General features: G+C 71.2%; 12 protein-coding genes. 4 read left to right on the top strand and 8 right to left on the bottom strand.

The features are described 5' to 3' along the window. Nucleotides 1-28: 28 nt before the first annotated feature. The 3 genes from BX286_RS25900 to BX286_RS25890 all read left to right on the top strand — a co-directional run bounded on the left by BX286_RS25900 (nt 29) and on the right by BX286_RS25890 (nt 4,424). On the top strand, nt 29-1,042 hold the full coding sequence (locus tag BX286_RS25900; RefSeq protein ID WP_121016437.1) for an NADP-dependent oxidoreductase: 1,014 nt from the start codon (nt 29-31) through the stop codon (nt 1,040-1,042). Between the two features lie 119 nt (nt 1,043-1,161). After that, nucleotides 1,162-3,192 (top strand): phosphocholine-specific phospholipase C, encoded by a 2,031-nt coding sequence (locus BX286_RS25895; protein ID WP_079429927.1) that lies wholly within the window; start codon nt 1,162-1,164, stop codon nt 3,190-3,192. Nucleotides 3,193-3,722: 530 nt separating this feature from the next. After that, a complete protein-coding gene (locus BX286_RS25890; RefSeq protein WP_079429926.1) occupies nt 3,723-4,424 on the top strand; it encodes a nitroreductase family protein in 702 nt (233 codons plus the stop codon). A gap of 104 nt (nt 4,425-4,528) precedes the next feature. On the opposite strand, the gene pruA is transcribed toward BX286_RS25890, so the two are convergent. Both pruA and BX286_RS25880 read right to left on the bottom strand, forming a co-directional pair. Continuing rightward, complete coding sequence (pruA, locus tag BX286_RS25885; RefSeq protein ID WP_079429925.1) at nt 4,529-6,160, bottom strand: L-glutamate gamma-semialdehyde dehydrogenase; 1,632 nt, start codon at nt 6,158-6,160, stop codon at nt 4,529-4,531. A 30-nt stretch (nt 6,161-6,190) separates the two neighbouring features. Beyond that, nucleotides 6,191-7,117: a proline dehydrogenase family protein gene (locus BX286_RS25880; protein ID WP_042813727.1), complete on the bottom strand. Its 927-nt coding sequence runs from the start codon at nt 7,115-7,117 to the stop codon at nt 6,191-6,193. A gap of 199 nt (nt 7,118-7,316) precedes the next feature. On the opposite strand from BX286_RS25880, the gene BX286_RS25875 reads away from it, so the two are divergent. After that, nucleotides 7,317-8,573, top strand: coding sequence for a CdaR family transcriptional regulator (locus BX286_RS25875; protein ID WP_100862814.1), 1,257 nt, complete (start codon nt 7,317-7,319; stop codon nt 8,571-8,573). 48 nt (nt 8,574-8,621) lie between these two features. Here the strand turns inward: BX286_RS25875 and BX286_RS25870 are convergent, their stop codons facing one another. The 6 genes from BX286_RS25870 to BX286_RS25845 all read right to left on the bottom strand — a co-directional run bounded on the left by BX286_RS25870 (nt 8,622) and on the right by BX286_RS25845 (nt 17,920). Further along, entirely contained in the window at nt 8,622-9,209 is a 588-nt protein-coding gene (locus BX286_RS25870) for a TetR/AcrR family transcriptional regulator (RefSeq protein WP_121016435.1), read from the bottom strand. Between the two features lie 109 nt (nt 9,210-9,318). Then, nucleotides 9,319-10,908: a phosphoglycerate dehydrogenase gene (gene serA, locus BX286_RS25865; RefSeq protein ID WP_100862816.1), complete on the bottom strand. Its 1,590-nt coding sequence runs from the start codon at nt 10,906-10,908 to the stop codon at nt 9,319-9,321. A gap of 309 nt (nt 10,909-11,217) precedes the next feature. After that, on the bottom strand, nt 11,218-12,219 hold the full coding sequence (gene ilvC / locus BX286_RS25860) for a ketol-acid reductoisomerase (RefSeq protein ID WP_079429921.1): 1,002 nt from the start codon (nt 12,217-12,219) through the stop codon (nt 11,218-11,220). 135 nt (nt 12,220-12,354) lie between these two features. Continuing rightward, entirely contained in the window at nt 12,355-12,879 is a 525-nt protein-coding gene (gene ilvN / locus BX286_RS25855; RefSeq protein ID WP_042816067.1) for an acetolactate synthase small subunit, read from the bottom strand. Between the two features lie 32 nt (nt 12,880-12,911). After that, nucleotides 12,912-14,798, bottom strand: a complete 1,887-nt coding sequence (locus BX286_RS25850) for an acetolactate synthase large subunit (RefSeq protein WP_079429920.1) — start codon at nt 14,796-14,798, stop codon at nt 12,912-12,914. 227 nt (nt 14,799-15,025) lie between these two features. After that, nucleotides 15,026-17,920 carry a bifunctional diguanylate cyclase/phosphodiesterase gene (locus BX286_RS25845; protein ID WP_261993514.1) on the bottom strand — a complete coding sequence of 965 codons (2,895 nt, stop codon included), beginning with the start codon at nt 17,918-17,920 and terminating at the stop codon, nt 15,026-15,028. Nucleotides 17,921-18,057 lie beyond the last annotated feature (137 nt).

Here is an 18,057-nt window from a genome sequence, read left to right as displayed (position 1 = left end):
CCGGGGATTCCTTCCTACCGTCGTCGTCATGAACGCCGACACCGCTTACGCCGTGCACCAGATCGCCCGCCCGACCGGTTTCCCGGTCGCCTCCGACTTCGCCTACGTGTCCTCCCCCGTCCCCCAACCCGCCCCCGGCACCGCGCTGGTGGAGAACCTGCTGCTGTCGGTGGACCCGTACCACCGGGGGCTGATGGACGGGGGCGAGGGCGGCTTCGAGCTGAACGCCCCGCTGGAGGGCCGGTCGGTGGGGCGGGTGCTCGCCTCCCGCGACCCGGGCCTGGAGGAGGGCGACCTGGTCTTCCACCGCGCCGGCTGGCGCACCCACTCCCTGGTCACCCTGGGCGCGGACGGCACCCGCAAACTCCGCGGCCACGAGGGCGTCCCGCTGGAGGCCTACCTGTCGATCCTGGGCGGCACCGGCCTGACCGCCTACGCCGCCCTCACCCGGACGGCGGCCCTGCGGGAGGGCGAGGACCTCTTCGTCTCCGCCGCGGCCGGCGGCGTCGGCACCGCCACCGGGCACATCGCCCGGCTGCTCGGCGCCCGCCGGATCATCGGCAGCGCGGGCTCGGCGGCGAAGGTCGCCCACCTCACCGGGGCCCTCGGCTTCGACGCCGCCTTCGACTACCACGACGGCCCGGTCGGCGAGCAGCTGACACAGGCCGCCCCGGACGGGATCGACGTCTACGTGGACAACGTGGGCGGGGAGCACCTGGAGGGCGCGATCGACTCGCTGCGCGAGTACGGGCGGATCGCCTGGGTCGGCGCGATCTCGATGTACAACGGCGACCGCTCGCCGGCAGCGCCCCGCAACCTCTTCGAGGTGGTGCACAAGTCCCTGCGCCTGGAAGGCGTATTGGTTCGAAACCACACCAATCTGCAGGATGAGCTGGAGGACTTCCTGGTCCCGCACCTGCGCAGCGGCCGGATCGGCACCGACACCACCGTTGTCCAGGGCTTCGACCACACGGTGGAGGCGTTCCTGGGCATGCTGCGCGGGGAGAACCTGGGCAAGATGCTGGTGCGCACGGCCGGTTGATTCCGGCCACCCGGATGTTCACCGTTTTCTTACCGCACGGCTGTAGACCTTTGCGGCGGCCGCCGCCACGCTTGCCGACGATGTGCCAGCGGGGCACCCGAGTTGGAGGCGAGCAGCCAGTGACACCCATCAGCCGCAGGGGTTTCGTGGGGATCGGCGCCGGGCTCGTGGCGGGGGCGGCCCTGCCCGCCGCCCTGCCCACGACGGCGGCCGCGGCCGCCGCGACGGGCACCATCACCGATGTGAAGCACGTGGTGATCCTGATGCAGGAGAACCGCAGCTTCGACCACTACTTCGGCACGCTCAAGGGCGTCCGGGGCTTCGGCGACCGCGCCTGCGGCAACATCCCCGGCGGCTGGGGCACGTTCAACCAGCCGAACTGGGGCGGCCGCCAGTACCCGTGGAAGCTCTCCGCCACCCCGTCGGCGGGCGGCGCCGACAGCGAGACCCTCGCCCAGTGCACCGGCGACCTCCCGCACAGCTGGACCTCGCAGCACGCCGCCTGGAACGGCGGCCGGATGGACAACTGGGTCCTCGGCGTCGGCAAGACCCACACCCTCGGCCACCTCGAACGGGCGGACATCCCCTTCCACTACGGGCTCGCCGACAACTACACCGTCTGCGACGCCTACTTCTGCTCCACCCTCAGCGCCACCGGCCCGAACCGCACCTTCCTGTGGAGCGGCAAGGTGGACGCGGGCAGCAAGGACGGCGGCGAGGAGTCCGGACTGACCTGGGAGACCTACGCGGAAGCCCTCCAGCGGGCCGGGATGAGCTGGAAGGTCTACCAGAACGCCCAGGACAACTACGGGGACAACGGCCTGGCCTACTTCAAGAAGTTCACCGACGCCAAGCCCGGCGACCCCCTGTGGGACCGGGGCATGGCCTCCGTCCCCAGGGTCACCGGCTCCACCCCCGACGACATCGCCGCCGCGATCCGCGCGGACGTGGTCGCCGGGACCCTGCCCCAGGTGTCCTGGGTGGTGGCCGGCGAGGCCTTCTCGGAGCACCCGTACGCCCCGCCCGGCGACGGCGCGCACTTCGTGGACCTGGTCTACCGGGCGCTCGCCGCCAACCCCGAGGTCTTCGACTCCACGGTCCTCTTCCTCAACTACGACGAGAACGACGGCTTCTTCGACCACGTCGCCCCGCCGGTCGCCCCGCCGGGCACCCCGGACGAGTACATCGACGGCGTCCCGATCGGCCTGGGCTTCCGGGTCCCGATGCTGGTGATGTCCCCGTGGACCCGGGGCGGCTGGGTCAGCTCGGAGGTCTTCGACCACACCTCGGTGCTCCGCTTCATGGAGACGTGGACCACGGCCCTGGGCACGCCCGCCCTCTGCCCCAACATCAGCGTCTGGCGCCGCAAGGTGACCGGCGACCTGACGGGCGTCTTCGACTTCGCGCACCCGGTGTACGGGGTCCCCGCCGGCCTCCCCCCGACGGCGAAGGTCATAGGCCAGTCCACCTGCGGCCCCCTCCCCAACCCGGTCCCCCAGGACAACGCCCTGCCGGTCCAGGAAGCCGGAACGCGCCCGGCCCGTGCCCTCCCGTACCAGGTCAACGGCAACCTGGACCGCTTCGAGTTCGGGCCGATGGGCAAGATCCTGGCCTGGTTCTCGATGACCAACCAGGGCCCGCAGGCCCGGCAGGCGGCGCACTTCTCGATCCACCCGCACCAGTACCGGGACACGGCCGCCTGGCAGTACACGGTCGACCCAGGCGCCACCGCGACCGACTACTTCTCCATCGGCCTGGGCGCCGGCTCGGGCAAGTACGACATCTCGATGTACGGCCCGAACCGCTTCCTGCGCCGCTTCATCGGCGACGCCACGAGGCCCGGCAAGGACCTGGAGGTCGCCGCCCGCTACGCCGTGGAGTCGGGCACCGGCAAGGTGGCGATCTGGTTCAAGATGACCAACGCCTCCGGCTCCCCGGTCACCTTCACGGTCCGCTCGAACGCCTACCGCTCCGACGGCCCCTGGACGTACACGGTCCCGGCGAACTCCTCGCGCGAGGACTACTTCAACGCCGTGGCCTACAACAAGGGCTGGTACGACTTCACGATCCTGGCCGACTCCGACGGCACCTGGTCCCGCCGCTACACCGGCCACATCGAGACGGGCGCGGCGAGCATCACGGGCAGCTGACCCCGCCCGGAGGCGGGCCGGCCCGGCGGGCGCATCCGGCCGACCCGCGGTGTGCCCGGCACACGGCCGTGGCGGTCCGTACCGGGCCGCCCCCGGCCACCGGGTCGGCAAGCGCTCCGGGAAAGGCCGGAAACACGCGGGAGCGCCGCGGCGCGGGGTACCCCGCCACCCGGCTCGGAAGCCCCGTGCCCACGGCCCTCGGCCGGCGCCCACAGCGCCGTGGGCCCGCCGGGCGCGGTACGTGGTCCACCTCGGACCGGACACCGCTGCCCAGGTCGGCGGCGGTCCACACCCCCGGGCCGGCCGGGTGGTCCAGCCGCCGTCCGCGGGCCTGCCGAGCCGATCCCCCGGACGGGCACCCCCGGCCCTCAGCGCTCCCGGGCCGTGCGGGGCCCGGCCGTGGAAGCGGCCTTCCCGGACATGAATCGACCGACGTTCGCCACACTCATAACCCCCCTGTCGCCACACAACGGGCGTTGGCTCATGGCGTCGCACTGGTCTCTGGAGTGCCCCCGCTGGAAGATCTGCCCATGTCGCCTGAGACCCACCAGTGGACCCCCACCCATGGCCTGCCCTACCGGCCCGTCGCCTACCGTCCGGCGCGCATGCCGAGCCAGGAATCCCTGGCGCGCGCGGCGGAGCTGCGGGCCCGGATGGACGAACGGCGCACCGTGCGCCACTTCTCCCCCGACCCCGTCCCCGAGCAGGCCGTCCGCGACGCCATCGCCTGCGCCGCCACCGCCCCGTCGGGTGCCCACCAGCAGCCGTGGACCTTCGTCCTGGTCAAGGACCCCGCGATCCGCCGGCAGATCCGGGCCGCCGCCGAACAGGAGGAGCAGATCTCCTACGACGGCCGCCTCGGCGACGAATGGCTGGCGGCCCTGCGCCCCATCGGCACCGACGCCGTGAAGACCCACCTGACGGACGCCCCGGCCCTGATCGTGGTCTTCCAGCAGCGCTACTGGCTCGGCCCGGACGGGGACAAGCGCAAGCACTACTACGTGGACGAGTCGGTCGGCATCGCGGTCGGCATGCTCCTGACGGCCCTCCACCTCTCCGGCCTGTCCGCCCTGATCCACACCCCGAGCCCGATGCGCTTCCTGAGCCACGTCCTGGGCCGCCCGGAGAACGAGAAGGCCTTCGCGGTGATCCCCGTCGGCTACCCCGCGGACGACTGCGAGGTCCCGGACCTGATCCGCAAGTCCCTGGACCAGGTCCTCTTCGAGGTCTAGTCACACACGCCGCCGTCACCATGCCGCGCCCCCGCAACTGGGACCGCCCCCGCTCCGGGCTTGGGGGTACCGGAGCGGGGGCGGGGTTCAGCGGGGGGCCTGGGTCAGCCCATGTGGGGGTAGCCGTACTCGGTCGGCGGGACCAGGGTCTCCTTGATGGAGCGGGTCGAGGTCCAGCGGAGCAGGTTGGACGCCGCGCCCGCCTTGTCGTTGGTACCCGAGGCGCGGCCGCCGCCGAAGGGCTGCTGGCCGACGACGGCGCCGGTCGACTTGTCGTTGATGTAGAAGTTGCCCGCCGCGAAGCGGAGCTTCTCCATCGTGTCGGCCGCCGCGTAGCGGTCCTGGGCGATGACGGAGCCGGTCAGGGCGTACGCCGAGACGTTCTCCATCTGGGCCAGCATCGCGTCGTAGTCGGCGTCGTCGTAGACGTGCACGGCGAGGATCGGGCCGAAGTACTCGGTCGTGAAGACCTCGTTCTCCGGGTCGGTGCACTCGATGACGGTCGGGCGGACGAAGTAGCCCTCCGAGTCGTCGTACGTGCCGCCCGCGACGATCGTGCAGGTCGGGTCGGCCTTCGCGCGGTCGATCGCGGCCTTGTTCTTGGCGAAGGAACGCTCGTCGATGACCGCGCCGATGAAGTTCGACAGGTCGCGGACGTCACCCATGGTGATGCCGTCGACCTCGGCCGCGAACTGCTCCTTGAAGCCGTCGTTCCAGATCGAGGCCGGGACGTAGGCGCGCGAGGAGGCCGAGCACTTCTGGCCCTGGAACTCGAAGGAGCCGCGGGTCAGGGCGGTCTTCAGGATCGCGCGGTCCGCGGACGGGTGCGCGACGACGAAGTCCTTGCCGCCCGTCTCGCCGACCAGGCGCGGGTACGAGCGGTACTTCTCGATGTTGTTGCCGACCGTCTTCCACAGGTACTGGAAGGTCTTGGTCGAGCCGGTGAAGTGGATGCCGGCCAGCTCGGGGTGGTTCAGGGCCACCTCGGAGACGGCGATGCCGTCACCGGTCACCAGGTTGATGACGCCCTTGGGCAGGCCGGCCGCCTCCAGGAGCTCCATGAGGAGGACCGCGGAGTGGGTCTGCGTGGGGGACGGCTTCCACACGACCACGTTGCCCATCAGGGCCGGGGCGGTCGGCAGGTTGCCGGCGATGGCCGTGAAGTTGAACGGGGTGATCGCGTAGACGAAGCCCTCGAGCGGACGGTGGTCGCTGCGGTTCCACACGCCGGCGGAGTTCGCGGTCGGCTGCTCGGCCAGGATCTGGCGGGCGAAGTGGACGTTGAAGCGCCAGAAGTCGACGAGCTCGCACGGGGTGTCGATCTCGGCCTGCTGCACGGTCTTCGACTGGCCCAGCATGGTGGAGGCGGCCAGCTTCTCGCGCCAGGGGCCGGCCAGCAGCTCGGCGGCGCGCAGGATGATCGCGGCGCGGTCGTCGAAGGACATCGCGCGCCAGGCCGGGGCGGCGGCCAGGGCGGCGTCGACGGCCTCCTGGGCGTCGGCCTCGGTGGCGTTGGCGTAGGTACCGATGACCGACTTGTGGTCGTGCGGCTGGACGACGTCGAAGCGCTCGCCGCCACCCATCCGCTTGACGCCGTTGATCGTCATCGGAAGGTCGATCGGGTTCTCGGACAGCTGCTTGAGCTGGATCTCGAGGCGCGCACGCTCCGGGCTGCCCGGGGCGTACGAGTGGACCGGCTCGTTGACCGGCGCGGGGACCTGGGTCACAGCATCCATGGGGCGATAACTCCTTGACCTGGTTCTTGGCTAGTTCTTGGTGATCATCGAGCGGAGGAAGAACAGCAGGTTGGCCGGCTTCTCCGCGAGGCGGCGCATGAAGTAGCCGTACCAGTCCGTGCCATAGGCCGTGTAGACCCGCATTCGATGACCCTCGGAGGCGAGCCGGAGGTGCTCCTCGCTGCGGATGCCGTAGAGCATCTGGAACTCGTATTCGTCCAGTTTGCGCCCTGCCTGCCGGGCGAGCTCCTGCGCGATGGAGATCAGGCGCGGGTCGTGGGACCCGATCATGGGGTAGCCCTCGCCCTCCATGAGGATCCGCATGATCCGGACGTACGCCTTGTCGATCTCGGCCTTGTCCTGGTACGCGACCTCGGCGGGCTCCTTGTACGCGCCCTTCACGATGCGGACGCGGCTGCCGGCGGCGGCCAGGCGGCGGGCGTCGGCCTCGGTGCGGAAGAGGTAGGCCTGGATGACGCAGCCGGTCTGCGGGAAGTCCCGGCGCAGCTCCTCGTGGATGGCGAACATCGAGTCGAGGGTGGTGTGGTCCTCGGCGTCCAGGGTCACGGTGGTGCCGATGGCGGCGGCGGCCTCGACGACCGGGCGGACGTTGGCCAGGGCGAGCTCGTGGCCGCCCTCCAGCGCCTGGCCGAACATCGACAGCTTGACCGACATCTCGACGGCCTCGCCCAGCCCCAGCTCCTTGAGGCGCTCGATGAGTTCCAGGTAGGCGTCCCGGGCGGCGTACGACTGCTCCACGGCGGTGATGTCCTCGCCGACCACGTCGAGGGTCACCTCGAGGCCCTTGCGGGTGAGCTCCTCGACGATCGGGATGACCTGGTCGACCGTCTCACCGGGGATGAACCGGTTGACCACCGGCTTGGTCACCGGGGCAGCAGAGACGATTCGGCGCATCTTGTCGCTGCGCGAAGCGGCGAGGATCGCGGGACCCAGCACGGGGCACCTCCAACGGGTGGCAGAAGCGGTCATACGGGCGCCGCGGGGGTGTGCTGCGGCCGTAGGGAATACGCAAGTAAAACCACCGTGAAATTTATGGATCTCCCCGATCCTCGGCCATCGACAGCTGTCACGCATCCGTGTCCCCGATCTCATACATCTGTCTGAAGGGGCGGCGCGGGGGTGGGAGAATGTGCCCGTGAAGGGCGATTACCAGGACCTGGTGGACGAGATCTCGGCGCTGCTCGGCGCCCCGGCGACGCTGGAGAACCGGGACTTCCGTCTGATCGCCTTCGGTGCCCACGACAGCGAGGACGACCTCGCGATGGACCCCGTGCGCACCCGTTCGATCCTGACCCGGCAGTCCACGGCGGCGGTGCGGTCCTGGTTCGAGGGCTTCGGCATCGCCCGCGCCACCGGCCCCGTCCGGATCCCGGCGGCGCCGGACGCGGGGGTCTTCCGGGGGCGGATCTGCCTGCCCGTGCGGTACCGGGGCATCGTCCAGGGCTACGTGTGGCTGCTCGACCGGGATCCGGGCCCCTCACCGGAGGCCCTGGAGGCGGCCATGGAGGTGGCCCAGCGGATCGGGGTGCTGCTCGCCGAGGAGGCCAAGGCGGGCGCCGACCTCTCCCGGGAGTTCCTCGCGGTGCTGACCGCCGGGCGGGGCTGGCAGCAGGACATGGCCGTGGCCTCGCTGCGGCTGGCCCTGGGTGCGGGGGCCGAGGGACTGCACGCGGCGGTGTGCGCGGCCCCGTGGTCCGGGGAGGCGCCCTCGTCGGTCCCGGGGGCGGCGGCGGTGTGCGTCGTACCGGCCGAGGCGGCGGGGGCGGCCGGGCCGGCGGGCCGGGACCGGCTGGCGGTGCTCCTGCGGCTGCGCTCCCCGGACGCCATGGGCCCGGCCCTGACGGCCCTGGGCCGCCTCCTGCCGCGGGCGGCGGCGGTGCAGGCCGGGGCGGCGGGGACCGCACGGACCGCCGCGGCCGGCGCGAGGGCCGCGGCCGCGGAGCCCGCCGGGGCGGGTGGGGCCGGGCGGGTGGACGGGGTGAGCGCGGGGGTGTCCGAGCCCGTGCAGGGGCTCGGGGAGCTGCCCGCGGCCTGGGGGCAGGCCGTCGCCGCCGCACGGGCGGCCGCCGCCGAGCCACGGCTGGGGCCGGTGGCCCAGTGGGCGGGGATCGGGCCGTACCGGATGCTGGGCGCACTGGCCGCCGGACCCGTGGACGACCCGGCGACACGGGCCCTGCTGAGCCCGGCCCACCGGGAACTGGCCCGCACCGCCGAGGTGTTCCTCGACTGCGCCGGACAGGCCGGCCGGGCGGCGGCGGCGCTGGGCGTCCACCGCCAGACCCTGTACTACCGGCTGGGCCGGGTGGAGCAGCTGACCGGGCTCGACCTGGACGCCGGCGAGGACCGGCTGCTGCTCCACATGGCCCTCAAGACCGCCCGGCTGAACGGGTGAACGGCTGAACGGACAGAGGGGCCACTGGGCGGGCGGGCGGGCGAACGGCTAGCCCGCCGCCCGCTGCGCGTCCGCGATCCCCTCGCCGAGCCTGCGCAGCCCCTCCGTGAACTCCTCGCCCGACGGGGCGCTGGCCGGGTCGAACAGCCACTGGATCATCAGGCCGTTGAGCAGGGCCTGGTAGACCGCCCCGAGGGTGCGCTCGTCGCGATCGGTGAGCCGCTCCTCGGGGACCCCGGTCATCATCGACACCAGGCCCCGGCGCCCCTGCAGCTGCGAGGCGGCCAGCATGGACTTGAGCTCCGGCTTCTGGTCCCGGCTCAGCGCGACCTCCAGGCTGGCCGCCCAGACCGGCCCGGCCGCGCCGTGTTCGGCGACGACCCCGTCCCACAGGGCGCGCAGCCGCTCCAGGGAGCCCTCCGCCCCTTCGAGCCCGGCCTGCCGGCCCTCGCCCCACTCTTCGATCAGGGCGATGAACGCCTTGGTGAGCAGGGCGTCCTTGGAGCCGTAGTGGTAGCCGATGGACGCCAGGTTGGTCCCGGAGGCGCTGACGATGTCCCGCGCGGTGGTCCGCACGAACCCCTTCTCGGCGAGGCACTTCTTGGCGCCCTCGAGCAGATCTTCACGGTGTCCCATGCCGTCACGGTATCAAGACATCCGTTTAATACAAGCGTCTACAGAAAGTGCGCGCGAAAAAGGGCCCGGGTGTGCACTCCGGGCCCTTCCCGCACCAAGCGTCCGGCCGTCAGCCGAGGTTGACCGTACGGGCCGACGCGGCGCCGATCTCCGCGGAGATGGCCGCGAGGACGTCCACCGGGACCTCCGCGTCGACGGTGAGGACGACCAGCGCCTCGCCGCCCTCCTCCGCACGGGCCACCTGCATGCCCGCGATGTTCAGCCCGGCCTCGCCGAGCAGCAGGCCGACCTTGCCGACCACGCCCGGGCGGTCGGTGTAGCGGAGCACGATCATGTGGTCGGCCAGGGCCAGGTCCACGTCGTACTCGCCCACGCCCACGATCTTCTGGAGGTGCTTCGGGCCCGCGAGCGTGCCGGAGACCGACACCTCCTGGCCGTCCGCCAGCGTGCCGCGGACGGTCACCACGTTGCGGTGGTCCGGGGACTCCGAGCTGGTGGTCAGGCGCACCTCGACACCGCGCTCCTGCGCGAACAGCGGGGCGTTGACGTAGGAGACCGTCTCGTCGACCACGTCCTCGAACACACCCTTGAGGGCGGAGAGTTCGAGCACCTTGACGTCGTGCTGGGTGATCTCGCCGCAGACCTCGACGTCGAGGCGGACCGCGACCTCGCCCGCGAGGGCGGTGAAGATGCGGCCGAGCTTCTCGGCGAGCGGCAGACCGGGGCGCACGTCCTCGGCGATGACACCGCCCTGGACGTTGACGGCGTCCGGTACGAGCTCGCCGGCGAGGGCCAGGCGCACCGACTTGGCGACCGAGATGCCGGCCTTCTCCTGGGCCTCGTCCGTGGACGCGCCGAGGTGCGGGGTGCAGACGACCTGGTCGAGCTCGAAGAGCGGGGAGTCCGTGCAGGGCTCCTTCGCGTACACGTCGAGGCCGGCGCCGGCGACGCGGCCCTCCTTGAGGGCCGAGTACAGCGCGGCCTCGTCCACGATCCCGCCGCGGGCGGCGTTGACGATGCGGACGGACGGCTTGACCTTGTGCAGGGCCTCGTCCCCGATGAGACCGATGGTCTCGGGGGTCTTGGGCAGGTGCACGGTGATGAAGTCGGCGACCTCGAGGAGCTCGTCCAGCGTCAGCATCTTGACGCCCATCTGGGCGGCGCGGGCGGGCTGCACGTAGGGGTCGTACGCGACGACCTTCATGCCGAACGCCGACATGCGCTGGGCCACCAGGACGCCGATGCGGCCGAGGCCGACGACGCCGAGGGTCTTCTCGCTGAGCTCGACGCCCGTGTACTTGTTGCGCTTCCACTCGCCGTTCTTCAGCGCGGTGTTGGCCTGCGCGATGTTGCGGGCGGTGGCGACGAGCAGGCCGCAGGCGAGCTCGGCGGCGGTGACGATGTTGGAGGTCGGGGCGTTCACGACCATCACGCCGGCCTTGGTGGCGGCGGAGACGTCCACGTTGTCGAGGCCCACACCGGCGCGGGCGACGACCTTCAGCTTCTTGGCGGCGGCGATGGCCTCGGCGTCCACCTTGGTGGCGGAGCGGACCAGAATGGCGTCGACGTCGACGATCGCGGGCAGCAGCTCAGCGCGGTCGGCGCCGTTGACGTGCCGGATCTCGAAGTCCGGACCGAGCGCGTCCACCGTGGCGGGCGACAGCTCTTCGGCGATGAGTACGACAGGTTTCGAGCTCACGTGGGTCCTCACAAGTCCAGTGCGGACGGCCGTCCCGACGGCCGCATGCGGTGGAGGGGGTAGCCGCGTGGAAGACGCACGACACTGTGGGCCTGACGCGTTGTGTTGAGCAGTGTAGTGGCGGTTCCGGCGCGGAACTCCGCCTGTACGGAAGGATCACCCGTCCGTGATTGGCCGAGGTGGACAAGCTGCACGGTCCGAGGTCTCCATTCCGTCGATTTTTCCGGCCGGGCCACGACGGAGGGGCCGTCCGGGGCGGAAGCGCGGCGGGGCCGGGACTGAAGTGTCCCGGCCCCGCCGTGCGCGAGATCAGCTCTCGTCGCTGTCGACCCAGCTCATCAGCTTGCGCAGCTTCTTGCCGGTGGTCTCGAGCAGGTGCTCGGAGTCCGCCTTCTTGTACTCGTTGTACTTCGGCAGGCCGGCCTTGTACTCCGCCATCCACTCCTCGGCGAACTTGCCGCTCTGGATCTCGGCGAGGACCTTCTTCATCTCGGCCTTGGTGGCCTCGGTGATGACGCGGGGGCCGGTGATGTAGTCGCCCCACTCGGCGGTCTCGGAGACCGACCAGCGCATCTTCTCCAGGCCGCCCTCGTACATGAGGTCCACGATGAGCTTCAGCTCGTGCAGGCACTCGAAGTACGCGATCTCCGGCTGGTAACCGGCCTCGGTCAGGGTCTCGAAACCGGCCTTGACCAGGGCGGAGGCGCCACCGCAGAGGACGGCCTGCTCACCGAACAGGTCGGTCTCGGTCTCCTCGGTGAAGGTGGTCTTGATGACGCCGGCGCGGGTGCCGCCGATGCCGGCCGCGTACGACAGGGCCAGGGCGAAGGCGTTGCCCGAGAAGTCCTGCTCGACGGCGGCGATGCACGGAACGCCGCGGCCCTCCTCGTACTGGCGGCGGACCAGGTGGCCCGGGCCCTTCGGGGCGACCAGGGCGACGTCCACGTTGGCCGGGGGCTTGATGAAGCCGTAGCGGACGTTGAAGCCGTGACCGAAGAAGAGCGCGTCGCCCTCCTGCAGGTGCTGCTTGATGGACTCCTCGTAGATCTCGGCCTGGAGCGGGTCCGGGGTCAGGATCATGATGACGTTCGCCCACTCGGCGGCCTCGGCCACGGGGAGGACCTTCAGGCCCTGCTCCTCGGCCTTGGCCTTGGACTTCGAGCCTTCCTTGAGGCCGACGACGACGTCGACGCCGGAGTCACGGAGCGACAGCGCGTGGGCGTGGCCCTGGCTGCCGTAACCGATGACCGCGACCTTGCGGCCCTGGATGATGGACAGGTCGGCGTCGTTCTCGTAGAACAGCTCGGCCACTGGGATATCTCCTTGGTGCGCTGATGTTGCACCCACCGTACGGCGGGGAACGGAATAAGAGTTTGTCGGTCTCGCCATGCGAACCGGGCGTGTCCCGCCCGGTCCAGGCGTGGCGTCAGGCGCGTGCCGCGCCCGTCAGGCGCTGCGCTCGAGGGAGCGCAGGCTGCGGTCCGTGATGGACCGGCCGCCGCGCCCTATGGCGATGGTGCCGGACTGCACCAGTTCCTTGATGCCGAAGGGCTCCAGCATCTTGAGCATGGCGCTGAGCTTGTCGCTGCCGCCGGTGGCCTCGATGGTGACGGCCTCCGGGGAGACGTCCACGGTCTTGGCGCGGAACAGCTGGACGATCTCGACGATCTGCGAGCGCGTCTCGTTGTCGGCGCGGACCTTCACCAGAACGAGTTCGCGTTCGATGGCGTTCGACGGCTCCAGCTCGACGATCTTGAGCACGTTGACCAGCTTGTTGAGCTGCTTGGTCACCTGCTCCAGCGGGAGGTCCTCCACGTTCACGACGATGGTGATGCGGGAGATGTCGGGGTGCTCGGTGACACCGACCGCGAGCGAGTCGATGTTGAACCCGCGGCGGGAGAACAGCGCGGCGATCCGGGCGAGGATGCCGGGGGTGTTCTCGACCAGGACCGAGAGCGTGTGCTTGGACATGTGAGTCGTTCTCTCTCTCAGGCTCTCTCGGCTCAGTCGTCTTCGTTGTCGCCGAAGTCGGGGCGGACGCCCCGGGCTGCCATGACCTCGTCGTTGGAGGTGCCGGCGGCGACCATCGGCCAGACCATGGCGTCCTCGTGGACGATGAAGTCGACCACGACCGTGCGGTCGTTGATCGCGTTCGCCTCGGCGATGACCTTGTCCAGGTCGGCCGGGTCCTCGCAGCGCAGCGCGACGCAGCCCATGGCTTCGGACAGCTTGACGAAGTCCGGGACGCGGGTGCCCTGGCGGGGGGCGACGGACTCGCCGAGCTGGGAGCCCACCGTGTCGTGGCCGGTCTCGTCACCGTGCAGGACGGTGTTGGAGTAGCGCTGGTTGTAGAAGAGCGTCTGCCACTGGCGCACCATGCCGAGGGCGCCGTTGTTGATGATGGCGACCTTGATCGGGATGTTGTTCAGCGCGCAGGTGGCCAGTTCCTGATTGGTCATCTGGAAGCAGCCGTCGCCGTCGATCGCCCAGACCGTGCGGTCCGGCATGCCGACCTTGGCGCCCATCGCGGCGGGGACCGCGTAGCCCATGGTTCCGGCGCCGCCGGAGTTCAGCCAGGTGCGGGGCTCCTCGTACTTCACGAAGTGGGAGGCCCACATCTGGTGCTGGCCGACGCCGGCCGTGAAGATCGTGCCCTGCGGGGCGAGCTCGCCGATGCGCTCGATGACCTGCTGCGGGGAGAGCGAGCCGTCCTCGGGCAGGTCGTAGCCCAGGGGGTAGGTCTCGCGCCAGCGGTTGAGGTCCTTCCACCAGGCGGTGTAGTCGCCGGTGTGGCCGTCGTTGTGCTCGGCCTGGACCGCCTGGATGAGGTCGGCGATGACCTCGCGGGCGTCGCCCACGATCGGGACGTCGACCTCGCGGTTCTTGCCGATCTCGGCCGGGTCGATGTCCGCGTGGATGACCTTGGCGAAGGGGGCGAAGCTGTCCAGCTTGCCGGTGACGCGGTCGTCGAAGCGGGTGCCGAGGGCGATCAGCAGGTCCGACTTCTGGAGCGCGGTGACGCCCGTGACGGAGCCGTGCATGCCCGGCATGCCCACGTGCAGCGGGTGGCTGTCGGGGAAGGAGCCCAGGGCCATCAGGGTGGTGCAGACCGGGACGCCGGTCAGCTCGGCGAGGACCTTCAGCTCCGCCGTGGCACCGGACTTCATGACGCCGCCGCCGACGTACAGGACCGGGCGCTTGGCCTGGACGATGAGCTTGGCGGCCTCACGGATCTGCTTGGCGTGCGGCTTGGTGACCGGCCGGTAGCCGGGCAGGTCCAGGGCCGGCGGCCAGGAGAAGGTGGTCTTGGCCTGGAGGGCGTCCTTGGCGATGTCGACCAGGACCGGGCCGGGGCGGCCGGTGGAGGCGATGTGGAAGGCCTCGGCGATGGTCTTGGCGATGTCCTCGGCCTTGGTGACCAGGAAGTTGTGCTTGGTGATCGGCATCGTGATGCCGACGATGTCCGCCTCCTGGAAGGCGTCGGTGCCGATCGCCTTGGAGGAGACCTGGCCGGTGATCGCGACGAGCGGGACGGAGTCCATGTGGGCGTCCGCGATCGGAGTGACCAGGTTGGTGGCGCCCGGGCCGGAGGTGGCCATGCAGACGCCGACCTTGCCGGTGGCCTGCGCGTAGCCGGTGGCGGCGTGGCCGGCCCCCTGCTCGTGGCGGACCAGGATGTGACGGACCTTCTTGCTGTCCATCATCGGGTCGTAGGCCGGGAGGATGCAGCCGCCCGGGATGCCGAAGACGGTGTCGCACCCCACCTCTTCGAGAGAGCGGATGAGGGACTGCGCGCCCGTGACGTGCTCAACTGCGGTGGGCTGGTGCCCACCCGTACGGGGCCGCGGCTGCGGATGGTGGGCCCCGGAGGCCTGCTCGGTCATCGGCATTCTCTTCTCGAAGCTGAGGGTTTTACGAGGAGCGGGGGTGCCCCGGTTCTCGTCCGGGTGCGTGTGCCAGTGCAACAAAAAACCCCTCGTGCCAGGTGGCAAGCGAGGGGAGCGCGTCGGCGGTGTGGAGCGGGGACATGCAGGTCCCGGCTTCAGCCGACGCGCTTTCCAAGTACGAGAATTCGGGTGCGCATGGCATTGACCCTCCCTCCGGCGGGAGGTCGATGTCAAGCGGGTGGGACGGGCGTCTCATTATTTGAGCCTCTACGGATGACCATCGAGCCACCGGACGACCCTCCGGCCAAGGCGGGCTGGGCCGTACCGCCCGGTACTGGGAACGTACCTCTCACGAGCGCGCGGCGCAGCCTGTATTCGTCGAGGGGGCCGGAAAACGCCATTCCCTGTCCGTGGGTGCAGCCCATGGCGCGCAGGGCCGCCACCTGCTCGGGGAGGTCCACCCCGTCGGCCACGGACTGCATGCCCAGATCGTTTGCGATACGCAACAATCCTGCGGTGATCTTGTGCAGGCGGGCGGACTCGACGACGCCCTCGACGAGGCCCCGGTCCAGCTTGAGCAGGTCCACCGGGAGCCTGCGGAGGGCGCTGATGGCCGCGTAGCCGCTGCCGAAGCCGTCGAGGGCGATCCGTACGCCCAGCCGGTGCAGGGCCGTCAGGCGGCGTTCCAGCTCGTCGAAGGGGACTCTGGGGTCGGAGGCGGCCAGTTCGAGTACGAGGCCCCCGGAGGGCAGCCCGTGCCGGCCGAGCAGGGCCTCCACGGAGCCGCCGGGCACCGAGCGGTCGAGGAGCCGCTGCGCGGTCATCCGTACGACCACTGGCACGTCGTGTCCCGCGAGATGGCGCTCGGCGGCCTCGGCCACCGCCTCCTCGAGGAGCCATCGGCTCAGCTCGGCGGCGCGGGAGGGGTCGGCCCCGCCAGCCGGCCCGCCCTCGCTGTGTTCGGCCACGCGGAGGAACTCGGACGGGGTGAAGAGGATCCCCTGGGCGGAGCGCCAGCGGGCCTGCGCGGCCACCGCGGAGACCTCGCCGCCGGCCAGGCAGACCACGGGCTGGTGCAGCAGGGCGAACTCGCCCTCGTGCAGCGCGGTGCGGAGCTTTCCGGCCAGCTCCGCCTTGCGGACGACCTCGGCCTGCATCTGCGGCACGTACAGCTCGACGCGGTCCTTGCCGCCGGCCTTGGCCCGGTACATCGCGAGGTCGGCGTTGCGCATCAGGTCCGAAGGGGTGATGCCGGGGTCGGCGAAGGCCACGCCGATGCTGGCGGCGACCCGGACCTCACTGCCGGCGATGCGGTAGGGCTGGGAGAGGGTGGCGCGCAGCCGGTCGGCGATCTCGTGGACCTGGTGCTCGCGGGCGCTGCGGTCGCGGCTGCCGTCGCCGAGGATGAGGGCGGCGAACTCGTCCCCGCCGAGCCGGGCGGCGGTGTCCCCGGCCCGGACGGCGTCCTGGAGGCGGCGGGCGGCCTCGACGAGCAGTTCGTCGCCCGCCTGGTGGCCGATGGTGTCGTTGACGGCCTTGAAGCCGTCGAGGTCGATGAAGAGCACGGCGGTGCTGTGGTCGCCCGCGCGGCGGCCGGTCAGCGCCTGGCGGACGCGGCGGGTGAACAGCGCCCGGTTGGGCAGGTCGGTGAGCGGGTCGTGCTCGGCGCTGTGCTGGAGCTGCGCCTGGAGGCGGACCCGCTCGGTGACGTCCCGGCTGTTGAGGATGAGTCCGCCCTGGTGCCGGTTGACGGTGGACTCCACGTTGAGCCATTCCCCGCCGCCGGATTTGAACCGGCATTCGATGCGGGTGGTGGGCTCCTCGGCGGGCGGGGCGGCCAGGAAACGGCGCACCTCGTGGACCACGCGGCCGAGGTCGTCGGGGTGGATCAGGGCGGCCAGTTCGGTGCCGACCAGCTCCTCCGCCTCGCGGCCGTAGACCCCGGCGGCGGCGGGGCTGACGTAGCGCAGGGTCCCGGTGGGCGCGGCGATCATGATGACGTCGCTGGAGCCCTGGACCAGGGAGCGGAAGTGGTTCTCCTTCTGGGCCAGTTCCTGGGTCAGGGCGATGTTGTCGAGGAGCATGATGCCCTGCCGGACGACGAGGGCCAGGACGACCGTGCAACCGGTGAAGACCACCACCCGGTCGACCTTCCGTCCGTCCACCACGTTGTAGAGGATGCCCAGGGTGCACACCGCGGCCGCGAGGTACGGGGTGAGGGCCGGGAGGGAGCCGGTGATGGGGCGGCTGTGCGGCCGGTCGGCGCGCGGGGGGACGGGGCGCGGGGGGACGGGGCGCGGGAGCGGTTCCGGGCGGCGGCCCGCGGCCCAGGGGGCGTAGGCCAGCAGGAGGGAGCCCGCGAACCAGCCGGCGTCGAGGATTTCCCCCGAGCGGTAGGTAGTGTTGAGCAGCGGCGAGGTGAACAGGGCGTCGCTCAGGACGGTCAGCGCGAGGGCCGCGATGGCCGTGTTGATCGCGGAGCGGTTGTTGGCCGAGCGCCGGAAGTGCAGGACCAGCACCATCGAGACGAGCGCGATGTCGAGGAGCGGGTAGGCGAGGGAGAGCGCGGCGCGCGGGACGCTGCCTGGGGCCCCGGACTGGGCGGTGCGGGCGGCGTTGGCGAGGGCCAGGCTCCAGGAGAGGGTCAGCAGCGAGCCGCCGATGAGCCAGGAGTCGAGCGCGAGGCAGACCCATCCGGCGCGGGTGACCGGGCGTTTGGCGAGGACGAGCAGGCCCACGATGGCGGGCGGGGCGAAGCAGAGGAAGGCGAAGTCCGCGAGCGAGGGCTCGGGCACCTTCTGGTCGAGGACCACCTCGTACCAGCCCCAGACGCCGTTGCCCAGGGCCCCCATGAGCGAGGAGAACGCGAACATCAGCCAGGCGGGGCGTTCGCGCCGGTCGATCGCGCGGGCGTAGTGGAAGCAGGAGACGGCGGCCAGCAGACCGGCGGTACTGAGCCCGAAGTCGCCCATGACCTTGGCGAGTTCTTCCGAGCCCCAGCCGAGGGCGGCCCCGACGGCGTAGCCGCCGCTGACCAGCGCGAGGAGCAGTTGGCCCCCCGGACCCCTGCCTCCGCCGCCGGTGACCGGCGGCCGGGTCAGGAGCGCCGCCCCCGGGGCGCTCACCGGTCCCCCTCGCCGGCTGCTTCCGGCGCAGTCCAGTCTCGGCACCGTCGCCTCCGGCGGCTCTGCCGCATCGGATCCTTCGTCCATTGGCCGTGCATCGCCCGTCGCCCCCCAAAGTGTCCGATCACTCCCCAGCG

The organism is Streptomyces sp. 3211.6, assembly GCF_003634815.1.
GTDB classification, from domain to species: domain Bacteria; phylum Actinomycetota; class Actinomycetes; order Streptomycetales; family Streptomycetaceae; genus Streptomyces; species Streptomyces katrae_A.
Note: the sequence above shows the minus strand (reverse complement) of the source record. Positions and strands in the feature narration are given on the sequence as shown.